Below are 25,446 nucleotides of genomic sequence, written 5' to 3'. Positions count from 1 at the left end.
GACGAATAGGTTATTTCACACTCATATAACGACTGTAAGCATCTGTGCGAATCTTAACTAATTTTTCAAGCCCCATTTTATTAAGCTGTTTGACATAATCATCCCAGCCTTCGTCAATTCCGCCTTTGCTAATAAATTGAGCGCGCATTGTATTCACATAACCGTCGATATCCGTGGTCAAGGTTGGTAGCTCCTCGAACTCATCGGAGGTGTACATAACGTTAGGGAAAGGCTCTGTCACATATTCACTACCCAGCTTATCCAGCTGCAATTTCAGTCCATCTCCACTTTCAGGATTAAGAACGATTTTCTGTTCAAAGGACGGGCTCACATATTTCGGTCCGAAATCTCGTAGAGACTGATCCCAGTACCAGGCATCTGCGCTGGTTCCAGCAGGTGGATCCATCAATGTATAGGTGCTGTCATCATTCTTCTTAATTACAGTTCCAATCGCACCCCAAAAATTCTGAATGCTCGCTTCGTTCGTGTAGAACTGATCTGCCCAACGCGCAGCAACCTCTGGATACTTACTCGAAGTAGTAATCAGCAGTTCATTACGGTTAAGACTCATCCCAATTGGATTACCGATTGTATAACGCTTACCATCCGGTCCGGCAATCGGTGGAATCGTCACATATTGATCGCTCCATTTACCAAACACAGCGTCCGGGGTCCACTGGTAAGTAAAGCCCACAATCGGAGCATCCGGATTTTGGAACTTCGCCGATCTCATCGTATCATCCTGAGTGAATACCTCTTTATCTAACAATCCTTCCGCATACAATTTATTTTCCCATTTAAGGCCTTCTTTGAACTCCTCCGAAACAGGGAAATAGATCGCTTTTCCGTCCTTGATGATCATATTGTTGTTATTCAAGTCGGCAATTCCGAAAGGACTGATCAAGTCATTCCCAATTTCAATAAACGGAATCTCATCTTGTTTGCCATTTCCGTTTGGATCTTGTTCTTTGAAAGCTTTAAGTACGTTGTATAACTCATCAATCGTTTCAGGAGCCTTCAGGCCCAATTTATCGAGCCAAGTTTTGTTAATCACAGGCTGACGAGAGCTTTTTGGACGCGATGGAAGTCTTGTTGGCAGTGAATAGATTTTCCCGTCAGGAAAAGTGCTGATTTTTTTCAACTCAGGCGTTTCTTCCATGGCCGCTTTAAGATTTGGCATATTTTTTTCAATATAATCATCTAACGGCCGAAAAAAGCTTAGATTATTAACGATATCGGAATCTCCGAAGGTTTGATTTCCGAGGATAATATCTGGAAGTGTACCGCTAGCCAGCAGAATGGACTTCTGTTCGGCCCAGTCATTGGAGGACATCACTTGCCATTCGATTTTGACATTTGTATTTTTCTCCAGATCCTTCAGCCATTGGTTCTGCGTAAACGTGTCTCCCATGCTTCCCCAACGTACGGTCAGCACCTTAAGCGTTACAGGCTCATTAACAATTGGCAGACCTTCTTTGTTGTAACTGCTCGTCTCACTAGTCGCAGCATTATTCCCGTCTTTTCCGCCGCAGCCAGCAATACCAAATACCATAGCCGCAGCCAGCAGACCCACAGTCCATTTCTTTGCCGTCTTTTTCTTACTGTGTTGACTCATCCTCTTAATCCCCCATTTCAATTAATCAAAGATTATCTGAATAGCTTAATCATAACGTCTTATTTTTTCGTATTCCGGACCCTTTAAGACGGTTATCCAGACCTTTGAATCCGCTTACAAAAAACACAAAATCAAAAGCCTTCGCTTGAAGGGACTTAATAACAGTATCCCGACTTCTGTATGTGCTTTCCGGACTTTGCGGTAAATCGCTAGCGAGTTCTCCTGTATTTTTCCTGCAGAGGTCTTATAATGATTTTATGAACAAAAAAACAGCGAAGCACAAAACCTACCCCATTCGTCATTATATAAAAGTCATGATGGCAGTCTCGTTCACAGTCCTCATTCTGGATTTAGCGATCAGCATTACTTCCATTTCTATCGTTAAGCAGCAGTCCACTCGAAATTTACAGGATACTGCGGCACTCTACATTAATCGTATCAATCATGATTTTGCTTACATTAATCACTATATGGGCTGGACGCTTGGGAACGATGAGAGCTTACTTGCGATGAATACTTACGGGGTCAACAGTATCGAGTTCTTGAAGGCAAATGATAATCTGCATAAACGCTTTACCGAGCTGCAAAAAAACTACGGACATGAGTACAACTTTTTCTACTATTTGAAAAATGAGAACTACTTTTTAAATTGTGCACCGATCAGTGTGACCTATACGGATTACAGGCAACTCAAAACGAAGATTATTTCTTATATTGATGATAAGGAGATGTATGAGAAGTTTTATTCCAAATGGACGCCTATCCTTGTTAACAACCACTACTACGTGATTAATATCGTTCCCTATTACAATCGTTATTTAATTGGACTGATCTCCGCCGATAATCTGATCCGTCCTCTACGCCAAATTAATCTGGGTGCCAATGGTTATGTTTCTCTCGTAGATGAGAATGAACAGCCTTTATCGAGTCCCATATCAAACAGCGGAAAGCTGATAACGAAAGAGGGAGGCTTTTCTAATCTTTTGCAATCGCGTACAACAATCAACAGCGCCTTCTCGGACACCACCTTCAGCACTAAAATGGTCATTAAATATGGCATATTCGAAAAAATCATCATTGCTCAGCTGCTTATAATGTTACTCTTCTTCATTGTAACTTCCACTTTATGCATCGTTCTGCTGTTTTTCAAGAAAAGAGTACTAGGCCCGATTCAAAGCTTCTCTGAGAACCTTGCTTTCATTAATGAGGCTGGGCAACCCGCAGATTTCAAAAGCAGTGAGATTATAGAGCTGGAACAAGCAAACACACAGTTTAAAGATTTAGTTGATCAAATCAAAACCTTCAAAATCGCTATGTACGAGCAGGAACTGGAGAAGCAGCGGATACAACTGGATTATATGAAGCTACAGATCAAGCCCCACTTTTTCTTAAATTGCCTGACTAGCATCTATAGCATGGCCCAAATTGAAATGTATAAAGAAATTGAGAATATGACGTTATCTACGTCGAAATATTTCCGTTATATTTTTCAAAATGGTGAGAATTTTGTCCGGCTGGAGGATGAAATCGAGCATGTCCGAACCTATCTAGAGATTCAAAAGCAACGATATCAGGATGCATTTATTTACAATATTGAGCAAGAGGATCAGGCAAGCTGTGTGGAAATTCCGCCATTAGTGCTGCAAACCTTCATTGAAAATTCTATTAAATATGCGATTTCACGAGAACATGAAGTAGAGATCAGGCTTACAGTCCAGCGATTACGGATTGAAGAGGAAGACATGCTCGTTATCCAGCTCACCGACACCGGTCCCGGTTTTCCACCGCAAGTGTTAGAGAAGCTTAATCTTGGTGAGCCCTTGGATCAAAGCAACGGTATGCAGATCGGCATTATGAATACGCTTAAACGGCTGGAATATCTCTATTTAAAAAGAGCAACTATCACCTTTTCCAATTTGGAGAGCGGCGGCGCTAGTGTAATCTTATCTCTTCCGGAGCTTCCTAAAAAAATCTAAATGAATGGAGAGCTAACTATGAATGTACTGCTTGTTGATGATGACTTTTATGTTATTGCTGCATTGCAAAAGAGAATAGATTGGGAATCGTTACACATTGATACTGTCTATACAGCAAATAATGTCGCTCAGGCACGTGAAATAATAGAAAAGCATTCTATTCAAATTCTGATATCGGATATTGAAATGCCTCAGGGTAGCGGATTGGAATTACTGGCATGGATTCGCGAAGGGAATTATAGTATTCAGACTATACTTCTTACTAATTATGCGGATTTCAACTATGCCCAGAAAGCGATTGAATTGCAAAGCTTTGAATATTTTCTGAAGCCCATCGAATTTGATAAGCTGATGCTGATTATCCACAAGGCTATCACACAGGCAAAAGAGCAGCAAAGAAATGAAAAAGCCATTCAAGGCGGTTACTTTTGGCAAAAAAACCAGGCGAAGATTCTCGAGCATTTTTGGCGGAAGTTGGTTAGTGGAAGCACATCATTTCCGATTAAATTAGCGGACATCACCCTTGCCATTGAGGAACAGAACCTCTCCTATCAAATGAGTGACACTCTGCAGCCTTTAATCTTCAACCTATTTCCTTACAACGGCAGTATGGGAAAAGAAGAGAAGGATCTTTTTGATTTTGCTCTGCTGAACGTATTATATGAATTGTTACAGAGTCCTTGCTTTACCATCGAGAGCATTCTGGAATATAAAGATTATAATTGGATCGCCATATTAAAATGGAACCAGACACCAGACACGCCCTTGCTTGAAGAATTATGCTCTTCCTTTATTCAAAAGGCGATTCCTTATTTAAAATGCGACGTCTGCTGCAATATTGGTTTATACGATAAACTGAATCATGTGGGGAATGTTCTGAAACTATCGCTTCGCATGGATGAGGAAATTACGAGATGCAGAAATCAGACTTTTTTAGTGGAAGCCTATCTCTATCAAAATAAAACTGGCTATACGCCACCGGATCTTGTCTATTTGGAAGAGCTGCTGAACCAGAATCAGTTCACTACTTTTCTTGAGGAAGTTACGAAATCTCTAAGGGTTATGCTTAACAATAGAACTCTGGAGACCGCTGTCCTTAGCTTGTTCCGCTTAGATATTGTTCAGCTAGTCTATTCATTTCTCAACCTCAAAGGGATACGGTCACATAAACTATACTCCGGCAAAACTAACGATAAATTATCCTTGCACTCTCTGAACTCGATCGAGGATATGGAAGAATATCTTAAGTATCTAGTGACTACAGCGATGAAATACCGTGAGTTTGCCGCACAGACCAAATCCGTCGCGGAGGAAATCAAACAATACATTCATTCGCATTACGGTGATGATCTATCGCGAAATGATTTGGCCGAAATTGTCTACCTCAATCCTGATTATCTGGCAAGAATATTCAAACGAGAAACTGGTGTTTCATTAGGCAGCTACGTCATCCAAGTTAGAATCGCGGCTGCAAAGCATCTATTGGAAACCACAAATATGTCTGTTTATACTGTCGCAAACAAGGTTGGCTATAACAACTACTCCTATTTCTCTAAGCTATTCAAACAAGAGGTCGGACTCCCTCCCAACGATTACAAAAAAGAACAACAATACAATCCAGCATATTAAAAAGAGGGTGTCTTAACGACGAAAACCCCCAGAGTCATTATCATGACGACTGGGGGCATTTTTGTTAAGCTTGAATCGCTACATATTTGTCGCCAAGCAAATTTTTAAAATAAGTGCGGTTATATAACATGCTAGGATGGGACGGATAAAAGTTCAGCGCCGTTTCATTATGATGATTCGCTAACTCGTGTTGGCCAAGGCGATCATAACAGAGTGCCAATTGGAGATGCGGCAGCCAGGTATAAAAAATCCCATTTTTCATCCCCATCGAATCGTTATCCCGTGGCAGCTGTATCGCAAGCTCATACCAGTATGTTGCTGGGTGCAATTGACCCTTTTCCAATAGAAGGGCCCCAAGTCGGCAGCAGAACTCTGAACGTGGTTTATCGTACTGTAACGTTCTGCATAATGCTTCATATGCACCGTCTTTATCCCCCAGCCGTTCCCGGCATTCGGCAAGCCTTAAGCAAGCTTGAAAATTATCTTCTATCCAGCCCTGTCCACCCGCCAAAAACAGCTCGTAGTATTTGCAAGCCTCTTCATTTATAGCATGATCCCTTAATTCATTCGCATAATAATACTGATCCCTTGGAGAGAATGTTTCACCCTCGGCCACTCTTTTTTGGTAAATCCGCAAATTACGGTCTGTATATTCCTTATCCTTCTCATGGGTAATACAGACATCACTACTAAAGGAAGGGCCACTTACCTCTAGATACTCATGTACTGGGCCAATCCATTGAAAATTGCAGCTCCGGCGAACTAGCCGATTCCGACGCAAGCTAGCTGTGACATTCCCCGCCTCGTCAAAAGCCAAATTATACTGCATGTTCACGCTGTGAAAATGTCCTGGCAGAATCTCCTTTAGCTTTTTAAACAGAATCTGATCCGCTTCCTTTATATAGTCATCCGCATCCAGCCACAAAATATACTCCTGAGTAGCTTTACTGAAGGCAAAATTACGTGCGGCACTAAAGTTATCGATCCATTCAAAATCGTAAATCACAGCTCCGTAGGACATTGCGATCTCTTTCGTCTTATCCGTCGAGCCTGTATCCACGATAACCACTTCATCTACAAGACTTGCAACGCTAGACAAACATTTATGCAGGCTTTTTTCTTCATTTCGTACAATCATACATAAACTAATCGTGACCATACTCGCCCTCCTAAGCGTTTTGTTTAAAATTTCTTTCTATATTGATATGCTGAGTTAGTGAAATGGAATCCTACACTTGCTTTTTAGAAAGACTTAGGTACTATTTTTTGTTATAATCAATGCATTGCGTTGTTTATAAATTCAGACATATATAAAGGGGACGTTACCATGACTCAAATTATTAAAACTCTAACTATTGCAGGCAGCGACTCCAGTGGTGGCGCAGGCATCCAAGCGGATCTAAAAACATTTGAAGAGTATGGTACCTACGGCTTTAGTGCCTTGACAACTATCGTTACAATGGACCCGGACAACGGCTGGCACCATAATGTGTATCCAATTGACGCCTCCATTGTTGCTGAGCAGCTAAAAACTATTTTCGCAGGTGGTCCAGTAAATGCCATGAAGACGGGTATGCTGGGAAGTGTTGAAATTGTGCGTGTTGCTGAGCAAGCGATCAAAGAAAATCTACAGACCAATGTAGTGATTGATCCGGTCATGGTCTGCAAGGGTGAAGATGAAGTCTTGAACCCAGACAGCGCGGAGGCTATTCGTGATTTACTGCTGCCACTTGCCACTGTAGTTACACCAAATCTGTTTGAAGCTGGCGTTCTTTCAGGTCTTGGCAAACTTTCTACCCTAGAGGATATGAAAGAAGCTGCTCGTCTGATTCATAAGCTCGGAGCAAGTAATGTCGTGGTTAAAGGCGGCAAAGCACTCGGGGGCGATCAAGCGATTGATGTCTTCTTCGACGGTGCTGAGTACACCGTATTTCAAACAGCCAAAATCGAGCCTGCTCACAATCATGGGGCTGGATGTACCTTCGCCGCTGCCATTACAGGCGGTTTAGCTAACGGTCTGTCCGTTCATGAAGCTGTAGCAAAAGCTAAAGATTTTGTCTCCGCAGCCATTCGCAATGGCTTTGCATTCAATGAATATGTGGGTCCTGTATTTCATGGTGGCTATCGTTTAGAACGTTAGACCTCTAAGCTACAGATCCTGAAACAAAAATGGCAGTCCAGATGCTGTATTTCAGCACTGAACTGCCATTTTTTGTGCGAGTATAATTACTTAAACCCTGGAAAATCAGCATACTCCATTGGATTATCCCCTTTAATATTTAGCGTTTCTATGATCCATTATTCAAAATCAGTAAATCTAATAATTTGCTTATGCTTACGTCTATTCTGATCATTCCACGAGAGAACAACTTCCAGTTCTTTTGCCCCACTCTTTATAAAAAATTGACTAAAGCTAACCGTCTCATTGGGTCTCATATCATAGCTAATTGGATCAGCTAAGATGATTTGTTCCTGATTAGCGTCTTGTACTGGTCGATACAACTCAAAGGTTACATCTATCGTATCTTCACTCAAATTTGTGACTAATAACTCGTAGCTCTTATATTTTTCCGGCTGTGGCGAAGGCAGTTTACTTTTATGGAGCTCCACTGCCCATTTGGTTGTTTCACTCTTTACAGGTAGCATACTTTTAACCGCATAAATACTAGAGCCACCAGTAATCATCAAACACAGAACTAGCAGCGTCAGCACAAACCTTCTATTCAATGCTCATATCTCCTCGCTATAGGTATGCGTTTAAGATTTACGAACACTGATTTTTTATGCGTTTTTTGGCAAAAAAAAGTACTCGAATCTAAATTCGAGCACTTCATACACATATTATTTAATCAAAATAGATAAAGCACTTTTAGAGCCTAAACGGAACGCTAAATCATCCTTACCCTGCAATTTCACAGCTACATTTTCAGCCTTTTCACTATCGTTGAACAGAACAACCGCAATAGAGTGATCTGTATTCTTAAAAGCTACGGAACGAATCACTTCTTGATTAGTGGATGCGTCAATACGTACAGCCTTAGGACGAATGAATTTGCTGAAGTGTGCAAGTGCATAGTAGTCCAGTGTATACGTAAGTCCCTTAGTCTCTTGGTTGACCGTCACAATACCGCGACAAGTACTTTTACCAAAGCCCGGTACAGTTGGACCGTTCTTCTCATCTAAGGCCATATTCCACAAGACAAAGGATTTACTATGATTTCTGAGAATATCAATCCCTGTTCTCATGACATTCGAGAAGGCTTGTTCAAACGGAGGAATCCATTCGCCACCAGAACCTTCTGTGAAATGCACTTCTTTATCCGCGAAAGCTTTCAGCACCTCTGATTGTGCTGACGCATTCCCGCCATACCAGTGCCAGGCAACACCGTCCACTTCATCTTTCGCATAATCGAGCACCGTGAGTGGATAATCCGGACGATCCCAGTTGTGATCATAGCAGAGAATTTTTGTATGGATGTTGTTTTTCACGAAGCTAGGCTTCAAATAATTTTTAATGAAATCTCTTTGCGCCTCAGGCAGCATTAACATACTAGGATAGTGCTTTGGTTCAAAAAGAGGCTCGTTCTGCGGGGTTACCGCATAAGTTGGCAGACCATGCTTTTCAAATGCTTGAATGTATCGTACAAAATAATCGGCATAAGCCTGGTAATATTCTTGTTTAAGTTCACCGGCGATCATCGATCCGCTAGTCTTCATCCAGCCTGGTGCACTCCAAGGTGAAGCCATCAGCTTGATCTCAGGGTTAAGTTCCAGTGCTTGTTGTAACAAAGGGATAATATCAGCTTCATCATGTGCGATGGAGAAATGAGTTAATTCTGTATCGGTTTCCTGAGCAGGCATATCGTTATAGCTATAAATATCTCTAGCATAATCCGATGCTCCCATTGGATTTCTTAATACGGACAAGCCAATTCCATCTTGGGAATCAAAAAGCTTGCTCATGACTTCTTTTTTCTGTTCATTATTCAGGACTTGGTTAATCAAGTAGGCGGATGAATCCGTAAAGGATGCCCCAAAGCCATCCATTTCCTGAAAGGTTTGATTCTCATCGAGGTTTACAGTAGTGACCGGCTCATCTGAAGCCATTGGAGTCAATTGTTCTAGCGTTTGCTCTACGAACAATTCATTTTCCCCAGTAGATTGATAAATTTTAAGTTTTGTCATGTTGTTTCCCTCCACTTTTCTATATATTTTGCTATGTTTCTGTATGATAAGGCCCCGGTAAAGGGGCCCCATCCAGCCTTTTACTTATTTAAGACCTAATTTTTCTTTGTTGTTCTTCATTTTTTCAGTGCGAATTTCTGCAATCTTATCCCAGTTGTTATCCTTCAAGAATGATTTGTAAGCAGCCAAGGTGCTATCAAATGTTGCTTCATCCTTAGCACGAATCATACTCACAAGCGTAGTGTTCCAATTTGTATCGATTGCAGATAGACTACGAGCTTCAGGCGTTCCTTGAGCCGGGTTGATATTTTCAAGAATAAAGTGTGGTTTCAGCTTTCCTTTACCCCACTCTTGCATTTGTTTAATAGAATCTGCGAATGCGTCATTACTTAGAGCTTTATCGCGGTCATGTCCAAAGAACATAAATTCGCCCATCCGGTAATCCTTTTTAAATTTATCGGCATTATTCAATTGAAGATCTTTGATTTCAGGTAAAAATTCAATTTTACCCGCTTCGTTAACCTTATAGGTTTCCCCTTCAATACCATAGTTCATAAGCTTTTGTCCTTCTTCACTCAATAGATAAGTGTAGATCTGAATCGCTTTGGCAGGGTCTTTAGCCTTTTTAGTGACATAGGTAATCATCCAGCCTGTAATTCCTGACTGATTCAACGTTGGCTCATGTCCAACTGTGCTTTGCGGTCCATCAATAGCGATATATTCTTTGTCTGGATTTTCTGTCATGAAGATTTGCAGGTTACCACTTTGTTGAGGTGTTCCATCGAGCATCAGCGTTGCATATTTACCGGATTTCAATTTTTCTTCAAAAGCCGTCCCGTCATCTGCAAAGCTGTCATCGCTGATGTCACCATTTCTGTAGACTTCATTTAATGTTTTCAACCAAGTCAGATAATCCTCATCTAGGTTACGGTTGTAGAATTCACCATTTTCGGTTTCCATCGGTACGCCGATGAAATCCTGAAGAACATCTCCCAAAGAACCAGTGCCTGTGCCAATAGAGTTAAAACCAAAAGGAATCATTGCCGGGAATTGCTTTTTGATTTGCTGCATAACACTCTTGAATTCTTCAGGAGTTCCAATGGTTGGTTTTCCAATCGCTTCGTAAACATCCTTGCGGATTACAAATGCCGTTTTAGCAGGAATGTTACCGCTGTCAAAATCGTTTTGCGTATTAGAATAGTTAGGATAGCCATAAGTCTTACCGTCTGCTAATTGGAACCAGTTCATCGTATCTTTTGCTGCTACTTTATTGAAATAAGGATCATATTTATCCGCCAGATCATTCAAAGGCAATGCCCAAGTTGCGGCTTTTTGTACCACTGGTGAGTTCGAATCAAAGATAGTCAACATATCCGGCATTTCGCCACCGGCAAAAATAGTATTTAACTTCGTGTCGTCCCCAGTAATGAATTTAATATTGATGTTCAGGTCCTCTTTAATCTTTTTAGTAACGAGGTCCTTACCAAAGTCTGTGTTCCACCAATCCGCATTTACATACCAAGTGAGATCCGTAGTTTCTTCTTTTTTATCAAGCTTCCAAGCTGGTGTTTCTGGGTCAATTGTATATCGCCCTTCAATGGAGCTTAATTCTTTGCTGGAGTTATCAGAACTACCCTTCGATCCACAACCCGTAAATACCAATACAACAACCATAAGCGCAGTACAAAGTTTGAGTCCTTTTTTCCCAAATGCTTTGTTCATCCCTTGTTTCCCCCTAAAAAAGTTTTGGTAGTAACGGAAGTGTAGAACTGATAGTACAAGCTACACTTCCGATGGATCATTTCGTACATAAGTGTTTGCTATAAAATCCCTCCAATCTTTCTATTCTTTCACCGCCCCCATCATCATTCCTGAAATAAAGTACCTCTGTAATATTGGATACATCACAACAATCGGCAAAGTTGTAATGACAATTGTTGCTAGTTGAACCCCTTTAGTAGTAGTTTCGATAATCGCAGATCCTCCGACATTTTGCATGGATTGCGTTTGCGACTGAACGATAATTTCATAGAGCTTCATCTGCAGCGGATAGAGTGCTTGATCGGTAATGTATAATTTGGTAGTCATAAAGTCATTCCACTGCCCAACCCCGTTAAATAACGCGATCGTAGCCATAGCCGGCATGGAAAGAGGGATAAAAATCTTCAGGAATATACGCCAGTCACCTGCACCATCGATTTTGGCTGACTCTTCAAGTGAATCCGGTACGTTTCTAAAGAAGTTCATTAGAATAACTACGTCATAATAACTGAACAAGGCCGGGATAATATAAACCCAAAAGCTGTTCAATAGACCGAGTGATTTAATCAATAAATACGTTGGAATCATACCACCTGAGAAGAACATGGTGATTACACCCATGGCAACGTATAGCTTGCGGCCACGTATGTATTTTTTACTCAAGCCATAACCGATCATCGCGCAAAAGAATACGTGGGTAATGACACCGATGAACGTTTTGGCAATGGAGACTAGAAAGGCTAATCCTATCGTCTCGTCATTAAATACTGCGCGGTAATTCTCTAAGGAGAAATCAGTAGACCAGAATATAAATCCACCTTCCGCGAGCGCCTTACCTGAGCTTAAGGAGGATATGACCACATTCCATAAAGGAACAACGATAATTACAGTACAGATACAGAGTAAAATAATATTTATAGTGTTAAAGATTCGACTGTCGAGATCTTCTTTAGCTACCGTACGATTCACAAAAATGCCTCCTTCTACAGAACTGATTGATTATCATTTAATTTGCTGGACACTTTGTTGGCACTAATCAGTAGGATCACAGAAACAATGGAGACACCTAAACCAACAGCAGTAGCATAAGAGAAGTCACCTTGCGTCATACCCATACGATACACATAAGAATTGATTACCTCTGCTTTGGCACGGTTCTGAGAATTCATCAAGACCAATGTTTGATCCAGATTCGATCCTAATAAACCGCTTACAGTCAGAATCAGATTTAAACTGATAATTGGCTTCATATTAGGCAGGGTAATATTCCAAATTTGTCTCATACGACTTGCCCCATCTATTTTGGCAGCTTCATAATAAGTAGGGTCAATTTTGGACATGATGGCTAAGTATAAAATCGTTCCCCACCCTGCCTCTTTCCAAATATCCGATAACGTTGCAATCCACCAATACTTGTTCGCATCAAGCAAGATATTTACCGGTTTCGAAATGATCCCCAAATTGAGCAGGATTTCATTAAACATACCGGAGGAAGAGAACCAAGCAATCAACATCCCGCCCAGAACGATCCAGGACAAAAAGTGTGGTAAATAAGAGATTGTTTGTACTATTTTCTTAAAGCGTCCACCGCTTAATTCATAAATCATGACGGATAGAATAATTGGAATAACAAAACCTATAGCTAATTTCAGAAAGCTGATCCCCAAGGTATTGACTACAGCATCCCAAAAATATTTGTCTGATAAAATAATTCTGAAATTATCAAGCCCCACCCATGGTGCAGAATCGAGCGTGTCTATTACGGTGTAGCTCTTAAAAGCAATCGTTAATCCGTAAATAGGAATGAAACAAAAGATAATCATAAAAATGATTCCCGGGATGACCATGGACTGAATCTCCCATTGCCTCTTATAATCAATCACAAATTCTTTGACCCTCTGTCCCATAGGTTTCTTACTGTTCATTGGATTCTTCCCGTTCACTGGCACTACGGCTAATTTATCCACGTTTTTCTTCTCCCCTCCAAATCATGATCCCCATAACAATAAAAACGTTTTTATTTCTTTTTAAAAAAAACCTCCTAAAAGCAATAAAATTATAAAAATGATCGGATACTATCTTGTTGCCCTTCTTGAAAGCGTTAGTACCGATCAATCTTCACTTGAGTAGAACCACGTACAATTAGTTCACCTGGCAGTTTCATCATTTCGCCCTGTTCCTTCTTCTGAATCATGCGAACCAGGTGATTTATGGATAGAATACCTTGTCTGGCGATTTGATTTCTTACCGTCGTTAATGGCGGTGAGAAATACTGCGCGATATCAATATCGTCAAACCCCATAACGCTTATATCCAACGGGACTTCATATCCATTCGATTTCAAAGCTTGAATACATCCAATGGCACTCAAATCATTCCCCGCTAAAAAAGCATCAGGCATTTTTTCAGGACTTAAATGAACTAGAGACTTTATAGCGTTATAGGTGCTCTCTTCCTCAAAATATCCTTGGATAATATACTCTTCGTTCGTCGGAAGCTGATATTGACGCAAGGCGGCCAAGTATCCTTCTTTCCGCTGAACACTGTCATACATCTCATCTACACCAGATATGTAAGCAATTTTCTTGTGTCCCAGACTGATTAAATATTTAGTTGCTTCGTAAGCAGATTCAAACGAATTAAAGATTACGCTTCCCATCGTTTCATTCTTAAGTGGTCGATCCAGAAACACAGCCTTGATCTTGTCTTTCACCATTGCGGCAATTTCTTCTTCATCTATTCTCAGCTCTTCGTAGATAATGACACCATCCACACGTCGGCCTAGAATATTGCTCATAATTACTTGTTTATCCTTTGTAACAAATACATTTAAACCATAACCTAACCGATCACATTCACGAGACATGGACTCCACCAGCTTATAGAAGTACGGGCCCGCTACACTTGTCGTGAAAAAACCTAGCATTTTAGTTTTTCCGTTTCTTAGGAGCTTGCCATTTAGGTTTGGAACATAATTTAATTGCTTCGCGACCTTAAGCACATGTGATTTGGTCTCCGGATTTAATACATCAACGTCATTTAGTGCGTTGGAAACTGTAGAAATGGATACTCCAGCCTCTCTAGCAACGTCTTTGATAGTTACCTTTTCCATAACGATTCAATCTTCCTTTACAAATAAAAACGTTTTTATAAATTTAAATTATCATAAAAACGTTTTCATTACAATATGTTTTTTTATTTTTATTAATTCTCTATTTCGTATCATTCACAATATCTGATTAGCAGATTCCCCGAGATCCTGATAATTTAATCTGCAAGCAGTTCGTAGACAGTGAGCAATACTTATATGTCCCTCCATCCACACGTCTCATTTTAGAGTTAATCAGGCCTGCTTTTTGCAGCTTGGCAACATGGGTGCTAACCATCGCACTACTTAGATAGAGCTCGGCAGCCAGTTCTTTAATATGCATCTCTTTTCTGTCTAGTAGTTCGATAATCCTTAACCTGACTTCACTTGCAAGTGCTTCATAGACTCGAAGCGATTCTGTATCTGTAGTTAAGTGCATTTTATTGTCTCCTATGCCTTTGAATTAGTATTTTTATGTATTCACAAATCAATTTCTTAGTTAATAATAATATTAATCATTAATTTAACATAAGCGAGATAAGTATGGATGCAGTGTAGCTACTACCTGTGATTATATTCAAGCTAAGAAAAAGAGCAAGAAGAAAATTAGAGTTCGAAGATGTATACACACTAGAAGAACACTGGTCGTGGCTGTTGTCTCATTACATTACTAGAACATGTGAACCGTGTAAAGATGGTCTGCATCGGCCAGCTATTAATGATATTGCACCTATCATGACCGAGAATATCCTAGAATGTGAACGTCTGTGGGTGAACAGCTATACAACCGGACATAAACGCCCCTTTGAACCTTTTTAACACTAAGGATTCAGAGGGGCGTTTTTAGTTTTTATTTTATTCTAAAAATCGTCACGGATTGTTTAGGGAACTCATAAGAAAAACTGCTGCCCATCGTCGTAAAATTGGTTTGCTTAGGAGAGACAAGCTCTTTATTCTCGAAGTTATTTTCATCCTTAAGCTGGTATCCCGACAGTTCATATACTTCGATGGACAAGTCCTTTTTTGCCATCTCTTCTAATATAATCTCAGCAGAAACGCTGTTATCTTGTACATTCACTGTCTTAAGAATGATATCCCCTGTGGAATCCTCCATACTTGCTGTGTAATACAGCGGTTCGATGACCGGAAGTTTGTCCTCCGTCTCATTGATCAACTCTCCGTTAATATAAGTACGAATATGTCTGTCTGATACTTCTAGCTTCAGATCGTATTCTACGTCTGTTTCAACAGTAAACATAGAATGTGTAAGTACAGAGTTTCTCCCGTTAATAATTGATGCCACAATGGAATCCTGATTCTGCCAGCCACCTAGTTCCCAATACAAATGATTCTGATCATCTGCTTTACCAAAATAGAACACAAACCCTTTATTCCCTGCGGTTCTAGTAGCCTTAAAATTCAAGGTATAGCTCTCCCACTCCGTCTCTCCAAGCTCTAGTGTTCGTTTGGCCCTTCCGTTCTGAGCAGGATCAGGCAGGTTTGATACTTCTTCTGACAACTCAGAATACGTCTTCACTTCTCCCGTAACATTGTTGACCAGTGTGATTTCTGAATATCGAGCAGCGGATGCATCCACACCCAAGCTAATCGCTCCTGTGATCGCTTCAGCTTTGCGTTCCTCAGGTACTGTGAAGCCGTTCGCTTTTATCTCCAGTAGCTGATCTCCCTGATGGTTCATGAATAGCTTTTGAACATAGTAGTTCGCAGTTCCGTACACTTCATGATTATTAAACCAGATTAGATCCGGCTTCCAGTTGATATAATCCACATTGCAGAGCATAGGAGCATAACATGCCAAACCAACCGCATGAGCGTTGTTCTGAAGTCCCGTCATAAAAGCTGCTTCCACTAATGCGTTATAATAGGTATTGCCCCATGAAGCATATTCACCTAAGAATACTTTCGGTTCATCCGCCTTAAAGTCATCATAACGATGATGATTCGCCAGAAACCATTCAGGTGTACAGTAATAATGCTCGTCTACAAGATCAGACTTATTCTCTTTTGCCGATGTCCAGCCCCGCTCATATTCCTTACCAGCAGAGAATGGACCGCTCGAATTAATGACCTTAATATCCGGATATTTCTCTTTAATGGCTTGATGAAAGTATGGATATCTCTCGAAAAAGGGTGCACCTACCTCTTCATTGCCGATGCCGATATACTCTAGCCCAAAAGGTTCCGGGTGACCAAGGTTCGCACGTATCCTTCCCCACTTCGATGAAATGTCTCCATTGGCAAATTCGATCAAATCCAGTGCATCCTCAACCCAGGGTGTTAATTCACCCAGCGGCACCATACGTTTATGATGCGGATCGTAGCCGCCCGGAAGAACGGGAATCGGCTTAGCTCCAATATCCTCACAGAACTGAAAATATTCAAAGTATCCTAACCCAAGCGTCTGATTGTAGGACCAGTTATTCCGCCTTGCCGGCCTTTGTGCCACATCCCCAATTGTATTCTTCCATCTGTACATAGAATCTCTGTCATCTGGATTTAAGGAACCGTCATGTACCAGACAACCTCCCGGAAACCGCATGAATTTAGGCTTTAAGTCGGCGAGCAACAGTGAAATATCTTCACGCATGCCCCCAGGCCTGTTCATAAAGGTCTTCTCCGGAAACAGAGAAACCATGTCCAGATATACCCTCCCGCTGCCTTTGGTAACGATTACAAGACGTGAACTAGTATCTGTAGCCTTAGACTTAATAACTGCTTCGTATCGAGTCCATTCGGAGTGATTCACAGCGATTTCCGCTTCACCATGAATGATACCATTTGTACTTTCAATGGATACGATAAGGGGTACGTCAAAGCTTGTCTCCCGACGAGCATATACCGAGAACTTATAATTCTCGCCCTCTTTTACCGGAATACCACTATTGAATCCCAGATTCATCAACCCAACGCCGTCACCTTCAGCCACAATATCAATGGCAACATAATGTGGATTACGATCATTAAAAGGCTCGTTATCCTCCACGGTGATTACGGTTTTCCCATCTCCACGTTCTACAGGCTCCCAAGCCATTAACGCATGATAATCGGCCCGATCTATCGGATCAAATTCAAAGGATCGATTCTGAACTAGCTCAGCATAAAGTCCACCATCTGCCGCATGATTTAAATCCTCAAAGAAGATTCCAAATAAATCACCTAATGCTGCACCACGCTTCTGTGTATGTATTGTCAGAGTTCCTTCTGTCTTCATTCTTTCATCACTCCCTTGTCAAATTCAGTTTAGTTTATATTTATATTACTTAGTTCACATCTATATGAATCATTATAGTGAGTTCACTTCACATTCGTCAATTCAGATGCTTCGAATGTACAACAAAAAAGCCGATATCGTATGAGAATCCATACAACATCGGCCTTTATAACACAGGTCCATTTATACCTACTCATTTATTTGGCAGTCATTTGCCCTACTAAGAACTCAACAAAATCAGTTGATTTGTTCTTATCTTCATCTTCTCCAAACACCCCAATGATCATCTTCCGTGAATGAATTGGAAGGTCTGTAGCAAATTTCGTATCTGTGATATCTACGCCTGTGATCCATTCTTCACCGTTCTCCGTATTTTTTATACGTTTCAAACGAATATCATCTAGAGGAAGTCCCGCTGATTTAACAAACGGCTCTAGATTCTTAAGTCCCTGCTGTTGTCCAATCCAATCAAAAGTAGCATCATCCAAAATAAGAATATTCGGACGATCCGCCGCCAGCATCGCCATCGCGCGCTGGATATAAGTCATATCTAACGCGCCTCCACCTTCTCCACCTGTTGAGGGAAGGTATACGACTTCCGTCTTTACCCGCTTCCAAGCTGGATAACGATTGACGATCTCTTGTTTAAGCTCTTCATCCTTACCTGATGGATCTTGAGATTCATAGTTTCCTAGGAACATGATAGTTACATCCACTGGCGGGAGAGAAGCTTCATATTTTTTGGCTTGATATTGATTATAAAGAGCGTTACCTCCAAAGATTAGCACTAACAGCACAACGATAGATACAAATGTATGGACTTTGTATAGCCTAAAAAAATTCTCCGATTTACGCGCTATGCCGGAAAATGCTCCCCATTTCTCTAGCCGCTTGTCCTCTGCCTCCTGAATTTCCTGCTGATCTAAGCCGTCTAAGATCGTTTTGTAAGCCAGAAATTCTTCTTCATAGGCTGCAGCCTCAGTTTCTGAGGAATTTGATTTACGGCGTTTCAAGTGCAAATCAAACTTTTTATTCAGTTCCTCCCGGGTAATGTCTACAGGCAAGTCCAAACGTTCGTATGCCTCTTTTAACTTCTCATTCAAATTGATGACTCCTTCCTGATGCTTAACTAGATATCTTATCGAAAATTTGGTTCTATGTATTGATTTCAGGTGAACATACTAATTATGCAAGAGAATGAGCGAATTCGTGAAATAAACAACATATGAACTCAATTAAACTATATCATGGAGTGCTAGACGCTAACAAGTAAGCGTTTATCATAAGTCCAAGAGGCGACTCTATCTCTCTAGTCCAAACCATGCAGCTGTTTAAATTGCTCTGGACTCATTCCAGTCAACCGCTTAAACACTAGACAAAAGTAGCTGGCATTTTCGAAGCCCACTAACTGAGCAATTTCATACATTTTTTTATCTCGTTCATTGAACATTAGCTGTTTACTCAAGTTTATACGTTGCTTGTTGATATAGGTTACAGGTCGATCATGAATTGTTTTTTGAAAAAGCCTGCATAAATACTGTGGCGACACTGCAATAACCTCCGCAAGTTCCTTTAATGGGAGGGTCCTATGAAGGTTCCTTTCTATATGTCGCAACACCGGTTTAATTCGCTCCAATTCAAGAGCCTCGTTTAGAGGAGAAACTAGGTTGCTTTTTAAATCCAGCAGCAGCGCGTATAGTTGTTTGGATCGTTCCAGATTCGTTTCCAGTTCATTACTATCTGACAAGTTGAGCATGTCTTTTAAAGGATTTAGCCACTTATCCTCCTTCAACCTTGCAGGGCCTGATTCGCGGATTCCTGCGTACAGCAGCATTTGACCGGCTTCTCTACCATTGAATGAAATCCATGACAGCTTCCACTTACTGCTGATTGGGGCATACGAATGCGTAATATTCGGGAACAAAAAGAATACATCCCCTGAACCCACAATATATCGCTTCTCCTGAATGACAAGTTCGCCTTTGCCTTCGTGAATATGATGTATTTGATAATCTGGAAATCCGGTAGGACGTAAGGTTTCTGCCTGATGCTCCCAAAATCCAATGGTTGTAGCATACAGCGGCAGCATATTCGTATCTTCCGTTTGGCAAAAGATTATTTTACTCTCCATCTGATCACTCGTTTCATATTTTGTTATACTGGATGAAAAATCTTTTATATCTCTTACCATTACTCCAATTTATAATATGAATATAATAACATCACTATTATAAAGGAGATTTACTCATGCGAGCAAAATTTGTTTACCAGCCTCCTGCAAACGGTTATCCAGAATGGAATAATAATCCGGAAATCTTCGAACTAAATCGCTTGGATGCACATGCTTCCATGATCCCTTATAGCAATCTAACGCAAGCCCTGGTGGGAGATAAAGAAACCTCGCCATACTACAAAACGCTTAATGGTATTTGGAAGTTCTCTTTTTCCGAAACACCTGATCTACGGGTCGTGGATTTCTATAAAGCTGATTTCGATTCCAGCAATTGGGCTACGATTCCTGTACCTTCGCACTGGCAATTCCATGGGTATGATTACCCGCAATATACGAATGTCCGATATCCTTGGGCGGAATCTGAACCTGATCTCAAGCCCCCCTTTGCTCCGACAAAATATAATCCCGTAGGCTCGTACATCCGAACCTTTACTGTACCTGAATCTTGGAACGGTCAGCCTGTATACCTTAGCTTTCAGGGGGTTGAATCCGCTTTCTATGTATGGGTAAACGGAGAACGGGTCGGTTACTGTGAAGACACCTTTACACCTTCCGAGTTCGATATTACCCCTTATTTAATTGCTGGTGATAATAAACTAGCTGTCGAGGTCTATCGTTGGTGTGATGCCAGTTGGCTGGAGGATCAAGATTTTTGGCGGCTTAGCGGTATTTTTCGGGAGGTCTATCTGTACACGGCCCCTTCCGTTCATGTTGCTGATTTTTTCGTTAAAACCGAGCTAGATGAAGCTTTCGTACATGCGGATTTAAACGTAGACATCAAAGTAGAGAATTATTTTAACGAGAAACTAAACCCTTATACACTCCATATGCAGCTATACAATAAAGAGGATCAACCTCTATGGGAGTCACCAGTATCTACAGTCACTTCCATTGATCAAGAGGGCGTTCAGCATTTCAAGCTTTCTGAGCATGTAGAAGATCCTTATAAATGGAGTGCTGAGACACCGTATCTGTATACATTGGTTCTCTCCATGATTGACGATAAAGGAAACACTACTGAAACGGTCAGCTGTAAGGTCGGATTCCGTACCTTTGAGATCAAGGACGGACTTATGAAGATCAACGGCAAAAGAATCGTACTTAAAGGCGTTAACCGGCACGAGTTCTCTTGTGACACAGGACGTGCGCTATCCAAAGACGACATGATCCGAGATATCAAACTGATGAAAACACATAATATTAATGGGGTTCGGACCTCTCACTACCCGAATCAGTCTGTTTGGTATGAGCTTTGTGATGAATACGGACTTTACGTTATCGATGAAACCAATCTGGAAACACACGGTACTTGGCAGTATGGGCAACAAGGTATACATGAGGGAAATGTACCTGCTAGCAAACCAGAATGGCGGGCCAATGTGATTGACCGTTGCAACTCCATGATGCAAAGAGACAAGAACCATCCTTCGGTTATCATCTGGTCACTGGGGAATGAGTCCTACGGTGGGGATAATTTTATCGCCATGCATGACTATCTCAGAGAAGCTGACCCAACACGACCTGTTCATTATGAAGGAATTTTCCATTGCAGAGAGTCAGAAGCAGCTAGTGATATAGAGTCGACTATGTATGCTAAACCGCACGATGTTGAAAAATATGCGCTAAGTCATCCTCAGAAGCCTTACATCATCTGCGAATACAGCCATGCTATGGGGAATTCTTGCGGTGGATTACACCTATACACCGATATGTTTGACAAGTACGATGTATTTCAAGGTGCTTTTATTTGGGATTGGGTGGATCAGGCCATCCGAACCAAAACATCCGAAGGTGTCTCATATTTAGCATATGGAGGTGACTTTGGTGAGTCGCCACATGATGGAAACTTTAGCGGAAACGGATTACTTTTTGCCGATCGTTCGGTTACTCCAAAGCTATTTGAGGTCAAAAAATGCTATCAAAATATTAAAGTAACTGCTTTAAATATCCGTGAAGGTCTCTTTCAGATTCGTAATAACTTTTTATTTACCGACATTGAACAATACGAACTTAAATGGGAAGTTGCTTTAGACGGAGTAACTGCGCAAGAAGGTTTGCTGCAAATCTCTGCTGCACCAGGAGAAATCGTTGAATGCACTATCCCTTATGAACTGATTTCACATAGAGGTGATCATGAAGCTATTCTGAATCTCTCCTTTATTCAGCGTTCAGAAACTTCTTGGGCTGATGCTGACCACGAAATCGCTTGGGAACAGTTCATTCTGTCCCCGCGTATCGTGACAAAGGCTCCAAAGACAACGGATGGAACGTTACATGTGCAGGAACATGAAGGTGCATTGACCGTACAGGGTGGGAATTTCACTCTAAACTTTAATACAACAACTGGTGAGCTAAACTCATACCATGCTGCCGGTAAAGAACATCTGCTTGAGCCCGTAAGACCTAACTTCTGGAGAGCGGTCACGGATAATGATCTTGGCAATGGATTGCCAAAGCGCTGTGCAGTGTGGAAGCAGGCTTCTAATGAGCGGAATCTGTTGAGCATGGTATATAGAACTGAAGGAAATCTCTGTTTCGTTTCCACCACTTACCTTCTGCCAACGAATCCGTATTCCACCCTTCTTGTTCAGTATGAGATTCGCCCTGACGGATCTTTAGAGATCCTGCAAGAACTGAATCCGGGTAGTAGCGATCTACCAGAAATTCCTGAGTTCGGAATGATGTTCGTGCTTGCTGGAAGACTCGATACCCTTACATGGTACGGCCGCGGACCCCATGAGAATTATTGGGATAGACAGACTGGAGCACCACTTGGCCGCTATACGGGCAAAGTCAGTGACCAGTTCACCCCTTATCTTAGACCGCAGGAGTGCGGCAATAAGACGGATGTCAGATTTGCTTCGATTACAGATGGCAACGACGGATCAGGACTTTATTTTGATAGTGCAATCCCTATGGAGATTAATGCTCTGCCTTGGAAACCCGAGGAATTGGAAGCACATGATCACGTATATAAATTGCCAGTCTCGAACAAAAGCGTACTGAGAGTCAACTACAAGCAAATGGGAGTTGGGGGTGACGATAGCTGGGGTGCACCAACCCACGAAGAGTTCACTCTACCGGCTAATCGCCCATATGCATTCCGTTTCACCCTTTCTCTTCTCTAATTTCATCTATTAAAAAAGGCCGTCTCTGGTTGGTTTCTACCAAACAAGACGGCCTTGTTCTATTTATTTCAGCACTACTGTTCCTTGTCTGAATTCCGAAGGACTCAGTCCAACATTTTTTTTGAACTGTTTGGAGAAATAATAAAGATCACTAAAACCGAGATCATGGGCAATCTCACCGACAGAACGTTGCGTGCTCCTCAATAGCTCCTTGGCCTTAGTTATCTTTTTTCTGGTTATATACTGAATGGGTGGAACTCCGATTTGCTGTTTAAATAGCCGAATAAAATAGTTGGGATGCATGTACGCAATCTCGGCAAGCTCGTGTATGGTGATATTTCGCTCGATATGAGCGTCTATGTACGTTAATATTTTCGTTAATTTTTCGATGGAGCTTAGATTTTTAAAGGTGATTTCGTCTACATCTATGTTCATAATAAAATAAGAAAATAACTCCATTAGCTTACTTTTGGCTAACAAATGAGCATACACCTTATCAGATTTCATATGACTCGTTAGGCTGCTGAATATCTCTTGGATTACATGAGGATCTACTTCTCTGCATACATGACTTAACTCTATCATATTGAATAGATTTATATCTCCGACTTTTGCGCTGAAATGGCACCAATACTTCTCAAAGGGTTGATCACTTATGCAAGAATAAGATTGATTAACTCCCTCAGGCATTAAAAAAAGCTGACCAGGCTTCGGATAATATTCCCGATCTCCAATCTTTAACCAACCCTCCCCATCGCAAATAAAATAAAATTTACTATAGTCTGGTGTATAGTCGAGATCTCTCCAGTCACGGCCACAAAGATTGTAATCAGCCATAAATAAATCAACCTTTAAATTGGATAAATAATTTGTAAGCAAAACATGGTTATCCATCCCTTACTCCGCCTTATCAGGTTAGTTTTGTACATCTAAAAGTTAATGTCCTACATTTTGTTTCCTACATCTAATCACTACAATGAAGGTAAGAAATAAGCGTTTGAAAGGATGAACACAACATGATGGATAAAAGCAAGTATTTAAAAGTGATCGACGATACCATTTCAAATGGAAGATTCAAAGACGATTGGGATTCACTAAGTCAATTTCAAGTACCGACGTGGTATGAGAAAGCCAAGTTTGGCATTTTCATTCATTGGGGTCTTTATTCGATTCCGGCCTTCGCTAGTGAATGGTATTCCCGAAACATGTATATACAGGGATCAAGCGAATATGAGCATCACATTGCTACTTATGGTGAACATAAAGATTTTGGCTATAAAGATTTCATCCCCTTGTTCAAGACTGAGCAGTTCAACGCTGAGGAATGGGCTAATCTCTTCAAATTATCTGGTGCCAAATACGTGATGCCTGTAGCAGAGCACCATGACGGCTTTCAAATGTATAAAAGCGAATATTCCCATTATAACACATATGAGATGGGCCCTAAACGGGATTTCATACGTGAAATGAAGACTGCTTTCGAGCAGCAAGAGTTAGAGTTTTGTGTGTCTTCCCATAGAGCAGAGCACTGGTTCTTCCTATCACATGGAAAGGAATTTGATTCCGATATTCAAGAACCGCTTGTATGCGGAGATTTCTATTGGCCATCTATGCCCGAGCCCGATCATCAAGATTTATTCGGCTCTCCGCCGAATCAAGAATTTCTGGAGGATTGGTTAATTCGCTGCTGTGAGCTGGTGGACAATTATCAGCCGAAGGTCTTTTACTTTGATTGGTGGATTCATACAGCTGCCTTCAAACCCTATCTCAAAAAGTTCGCCGCTTATTATTACAATAAGGGAGATGAATGGGGGACTCCGGTTGCAATCAATTATAAGCATGATGCATTTATGTTCGGCTCAGCTGTACCAGATATTGAAAGAGGACTTTTCTCCGAGCTTAAGCCTTATTTCTGGCAGACGGATACAGCTGTAGCCAAAAATTCATGGTGTTATACAGCGGATAATGATTATAAGTCTGCCATGGAGATCATCAGAGATTTAGTAGATATCGTAAGTAAAAACGGCAATCTCCTGCTCAATATAGGACCTAAGGCAGACGGAAGCATCCCCGCTCAGGATCGGGAGATTCTTCTTACCATTGGTGATTGGCTAAAAGTAAATGGTGAAGCGATCTATGATACGACCTACTGGCGCACCTTCGGTGAAGGCCCTACTAAGATCATCGAAGGTCAGTTTACGGATGGAACCACAAAGATTTTCACTAGTGAAGATATCCGTTTTACAGTTAAAGGAAGTTGTCTTTATGCAACCGTTCTTGTATATCCAGAGAAAGGGATCGTTCATATCCAATCTCTTAAAGAAAAGTCCACCCACTTCCATGGGATAATAAAAGATATCCATATCTTAGGATTTGATGAACGGCCTACTTGGGAAAGAACAGATGAGGCATTAACCATTTATACGTCCACTGTCCACAGTGAGGCTCCGGTTGTTTTACGGATTGAGTTAGATTAAGATAAAAAAGTTTTCTCAGCAGTCCTAATGTAGTTACTCTACATTAGGACTTTTTTGAGCCACGTCAGAACAATAGGCTTGTACAAATCAAATAGCCTTAATGTGTTTTGTCCATTGAGTAA

At 41.1% G+C, this 25,446-nt stretch carries 18 protein-coding genes; 5 read left to right on the top strand and 13 right to left on the bottom strand.

The annotated features are described in order from the left end of the window. Nucleotides 1-10 precede the first annotated feature (10 nt). Nucleotides 11-1,615 (bottom strand): extracellular solute-binding protein, encoded by a 1,605-nt coding sequence (locus tag MKX60_RS16440; protein WP_076283055.1) that lies wholly within the window; start codon nucleotides 1,613-1,615, stop codon nucleotides 11-13. 257 nt (nucleotides 1,616-1,872) lie between these two features. Between MKX60_RS16440 and MKX60_RS16435 the strand changes: the two genes are divergently transcribed. Then, a complete protein-coding gene (locus tag MKX60_RS16435) occupies nucleotides 1,873-3,591 on the top strand; it encodes a sensor histidine kinase (RefSeq protein WP_076298462.1) in 1,719 nt (572 codons plus the stop codon). Nucleotides 3,592-3,609: 18 nt separating this feature from the next. Continuing rightward, entirely contained in the window at nucleotides 3,610-5,220 is a 1,611-nt protein-coding gene (locus MKX60_RS16430; RefSeq protein ID WP_076298463.1) for a response regulator transcription factor, read from the top strand. A 64-nt stretch (nucleotides 5,221-5,284) separates the two neighbouring features. On the opposite strand, the gene MKX60_RS16425 is transcribed toward MKX60_RS16430, so the two are convergent. Further along, a complete protein-coding gene (locus MKX60_RS16425; protein WP_076298464.1) occupies nucleotides 5,285-6,379 on the bottom strand; it encodes a glycosyltransferase family 2 protein in 1,095 nt (364 codons plus the stop codon). Between the two features lie 168 nt (nucleotides 6,380-6,547). On the opposite strand from MKX60_RS16425, the gene thiD reads away from it, so the two are divergent. Beyond that, the gene (thiD, locus tag MKX60_RS16420; protein ID WP_042187061.1) at nucleotides 6,548-7,360 is read left to right on the top strand and encodes a bifunctional hydroxymethylpyrimidine kinase/phosphomethylpyrimidine kinase; all 813 of its coding nucleotides are present in this window, start codon (nucleotides 6,548-6,550) and stop codon (nucleotides 7,358-7,360) included. 158 nt (nucleotides 7,361-7,518) lie between these two features. Here the strand turns inward: thiD and MKX60_RS16415 are convergent, their stop codons facing one another. The 10 genes from MKX60_RS16415 to MKX60_RS16370 all read right to left on the bottom strand — a co-directional run bounded on the left by MKX60_RS16415 (nucleotide 7,519) and on the right by MKX60_RS16370 (nucleotide 19,617). Then, nucleotides 7,519-7,947 carry a hypothetical protein gene (locus MKX60_RS16415; protein ID WP_341060422.1) on the bottom strand — a complete coding sequence of 143 codons (429 nt, stop codon included), beginning with the start codon at nucleotides 7,945-7,947 and terminating at the stop codon, nucleotides 7,519-7,521. Between the two features lie 114 nt (nucleotides 7,948-8,061). Beyond that, a complete protein-coding gene (locus tag MKX60_RS16410) occupies nucleotides 8,062-9,405 on the bottom strand; it encodes a glycoside hydrolase family 30 protein (protein WP_341060420.1) in 1,344 nt (447 codons plus the stop codon). An 84-nt stretch (nucleotides 9,406-9,489) separates the two neighbouring features. Beyond that, nucleotides 9,490-11,127, bottom strand: coding sequence for a sugar ABC transporter substrate-binding protein (locus tag MKX60_RS16405; protein ID WP_341060418.1), 1,638 nt, complete (start codon nucleotides 11,125-11,127; stop codon nucleotides 9,490-9,492). Between the two features lie 120 nt (nucleotides 11,128-11,247). Next, complete coding sequence (locus MKX60_RS16400) at nucleotides 11,248-12,135, bottom strand: carbohydrate ABC transporter permease (protein ID WP_042187049.1); 888 nt, start codon at nucleotides 12,133-12,135, stop codon at nucleotides 11,248-11,250. A gap of 14 nt (nucleotides 12,136-12,149) precedes the next feature. After that, nucleotides 12,150-13,091, bottom strand: a complete 942-nt coding sequence (locus MKX60_RS16395; protein WP_042193674.1) for an ABC transporter permease — start codon at nucleotides 13,089-13,091, stop codon at nucleotides 12,150-12,152. Nucleotides 13,092-13,267: 176 nt separating this feature from the next. Then, nucleotides 13,268-14,278, bottom strand: coding sequence for a LacI family DNA-binding transcriptional regulator (locus tag MKX60_RS16390; RefSeq protein ID WP_042187045.1), 1,011 nt, complete (start codon nucleotides 14,276-14,278; stop codon nucleotides 13,268-13,270). A gap of 127 nt (nucleotides 14,279-14,405) precedes the next feature. Then, a complete protein-coding gene (locus MKX60_RS16385; protein ID WP_149644052.1) occupies nucleotides 14,406-14,693 on the bottom strand; it encodes an ArsR/SmtB family transcription factor in 288 nt (95 codons plus the stop codon). Between the two features lie 411 nt (nucleotides 14,694-15,104). Further along, complete coding sequence (locus MKX60_RS16380) at nucleotides 15,105-17,486, bottom strand: alpha-L-arabinofuranosidase C-terminal domain-containing protein (protein ID WP_341060414.1); 2,382 nt, start codon at nucleotides 17,484-17,486, stop codon at nucleotides 15,105-15,107. Between the two features lie 197 nt (nucleotides 17,487-17,683). Next, nucleotides 17,684-18,589 carry a hypothetical protein gene (locus MKX60_RS16375; RefSeq protein WP_042187039.1) on the bottom strand — a complete coding sequence of 302 codons (906 nt, stop codon included), beginning with the start codon at nucleotides 18,587-18,589 and terminating at the stop codon, nucleotides 17,684-17,686. A 206-nt stretch (nucleotides 18,590-18,795) separates the two neighbouring features. Then, the gene (locus tag MKX60_RS16370) at nucleotides 18,796-19,617 is read right to left on the bottom strand and encodes an AraC family transcriptional regulator (RefSeq protein ID WP_341060412.1); all 822 of its coding nucleotides are present in this window, start codon (nucleotides 19,615-19,617) and stop codon (nucleotides 18,796-18,798) included. 116 nt (nucleotides 19,618-19,733) lie between these two features. Here MKX60_RS16370 and MKX60_RS16365 point away from each other — a divergent pair, with 116 nt between their 5' ends. Continuing rightward, nucleotides 19,734-22,847 carry a glycoside hydrolase family 2 TIM barrel-domain containing protein gene (locus MKX60_RS16365; RefSeq protein WP_341060410.1) on the top strand — a complete coding sequence of 1,038 codons (3,114 nt, stop codon included), beginning with the start codon at nucleotides 19,734-19,736 and terminating at the stop codon, nucleotides 22,845-22,847. A gap of 63 nt (nucleotides 22,848-22,910) precedes the next feature. Here MKX60_RS16365 and MKX60_RS16360 read toward each other — a convergent pair whose 3' ends face one another. Continuing rightward, nucleotides 22,911-23,741, bottom strand: coding sequence for an AraC family transcriptional regulator (locus MKX60_RS16360; protein WP_341060408.1), 831 nt, complete (start codon nucleotides 23,739-23,741; stop codon nucleotides 22,911-22,913). 122 nt (nucleotides 23,742-23,863) lie between these two features. Here MKX60_RS16360 and MKX60_RS16355 point away from each other — a divergent pair, with 122 nt between their 5' ends. After that, a complete protein-coding gene (locus MKX60_RS16355) occupies nucleotides 23,864-25,324 on the top strand; it encodes an alpha-L-fucosidase (RefSeq protein WP_341060406.1) in 1,461 nt (486 codons plus the stop codon). Nucleotides 25,325-25,446 lie beyond the last annotated feature (122 nt).

It is taken from the genome of Paenibacillus sp. FSL R5-0914 (genome assembly GCF_038004525.1).
GTDB lineage: Bacteria > Bacillota > Bacilli > Paenibacillales > Paenibacillaceae > Paenibacillus_AQ.
Note: the sequence above shows the minus strand (reverse complement) of the source record. Positions and strands in the feature narration are given on the sequence as shown.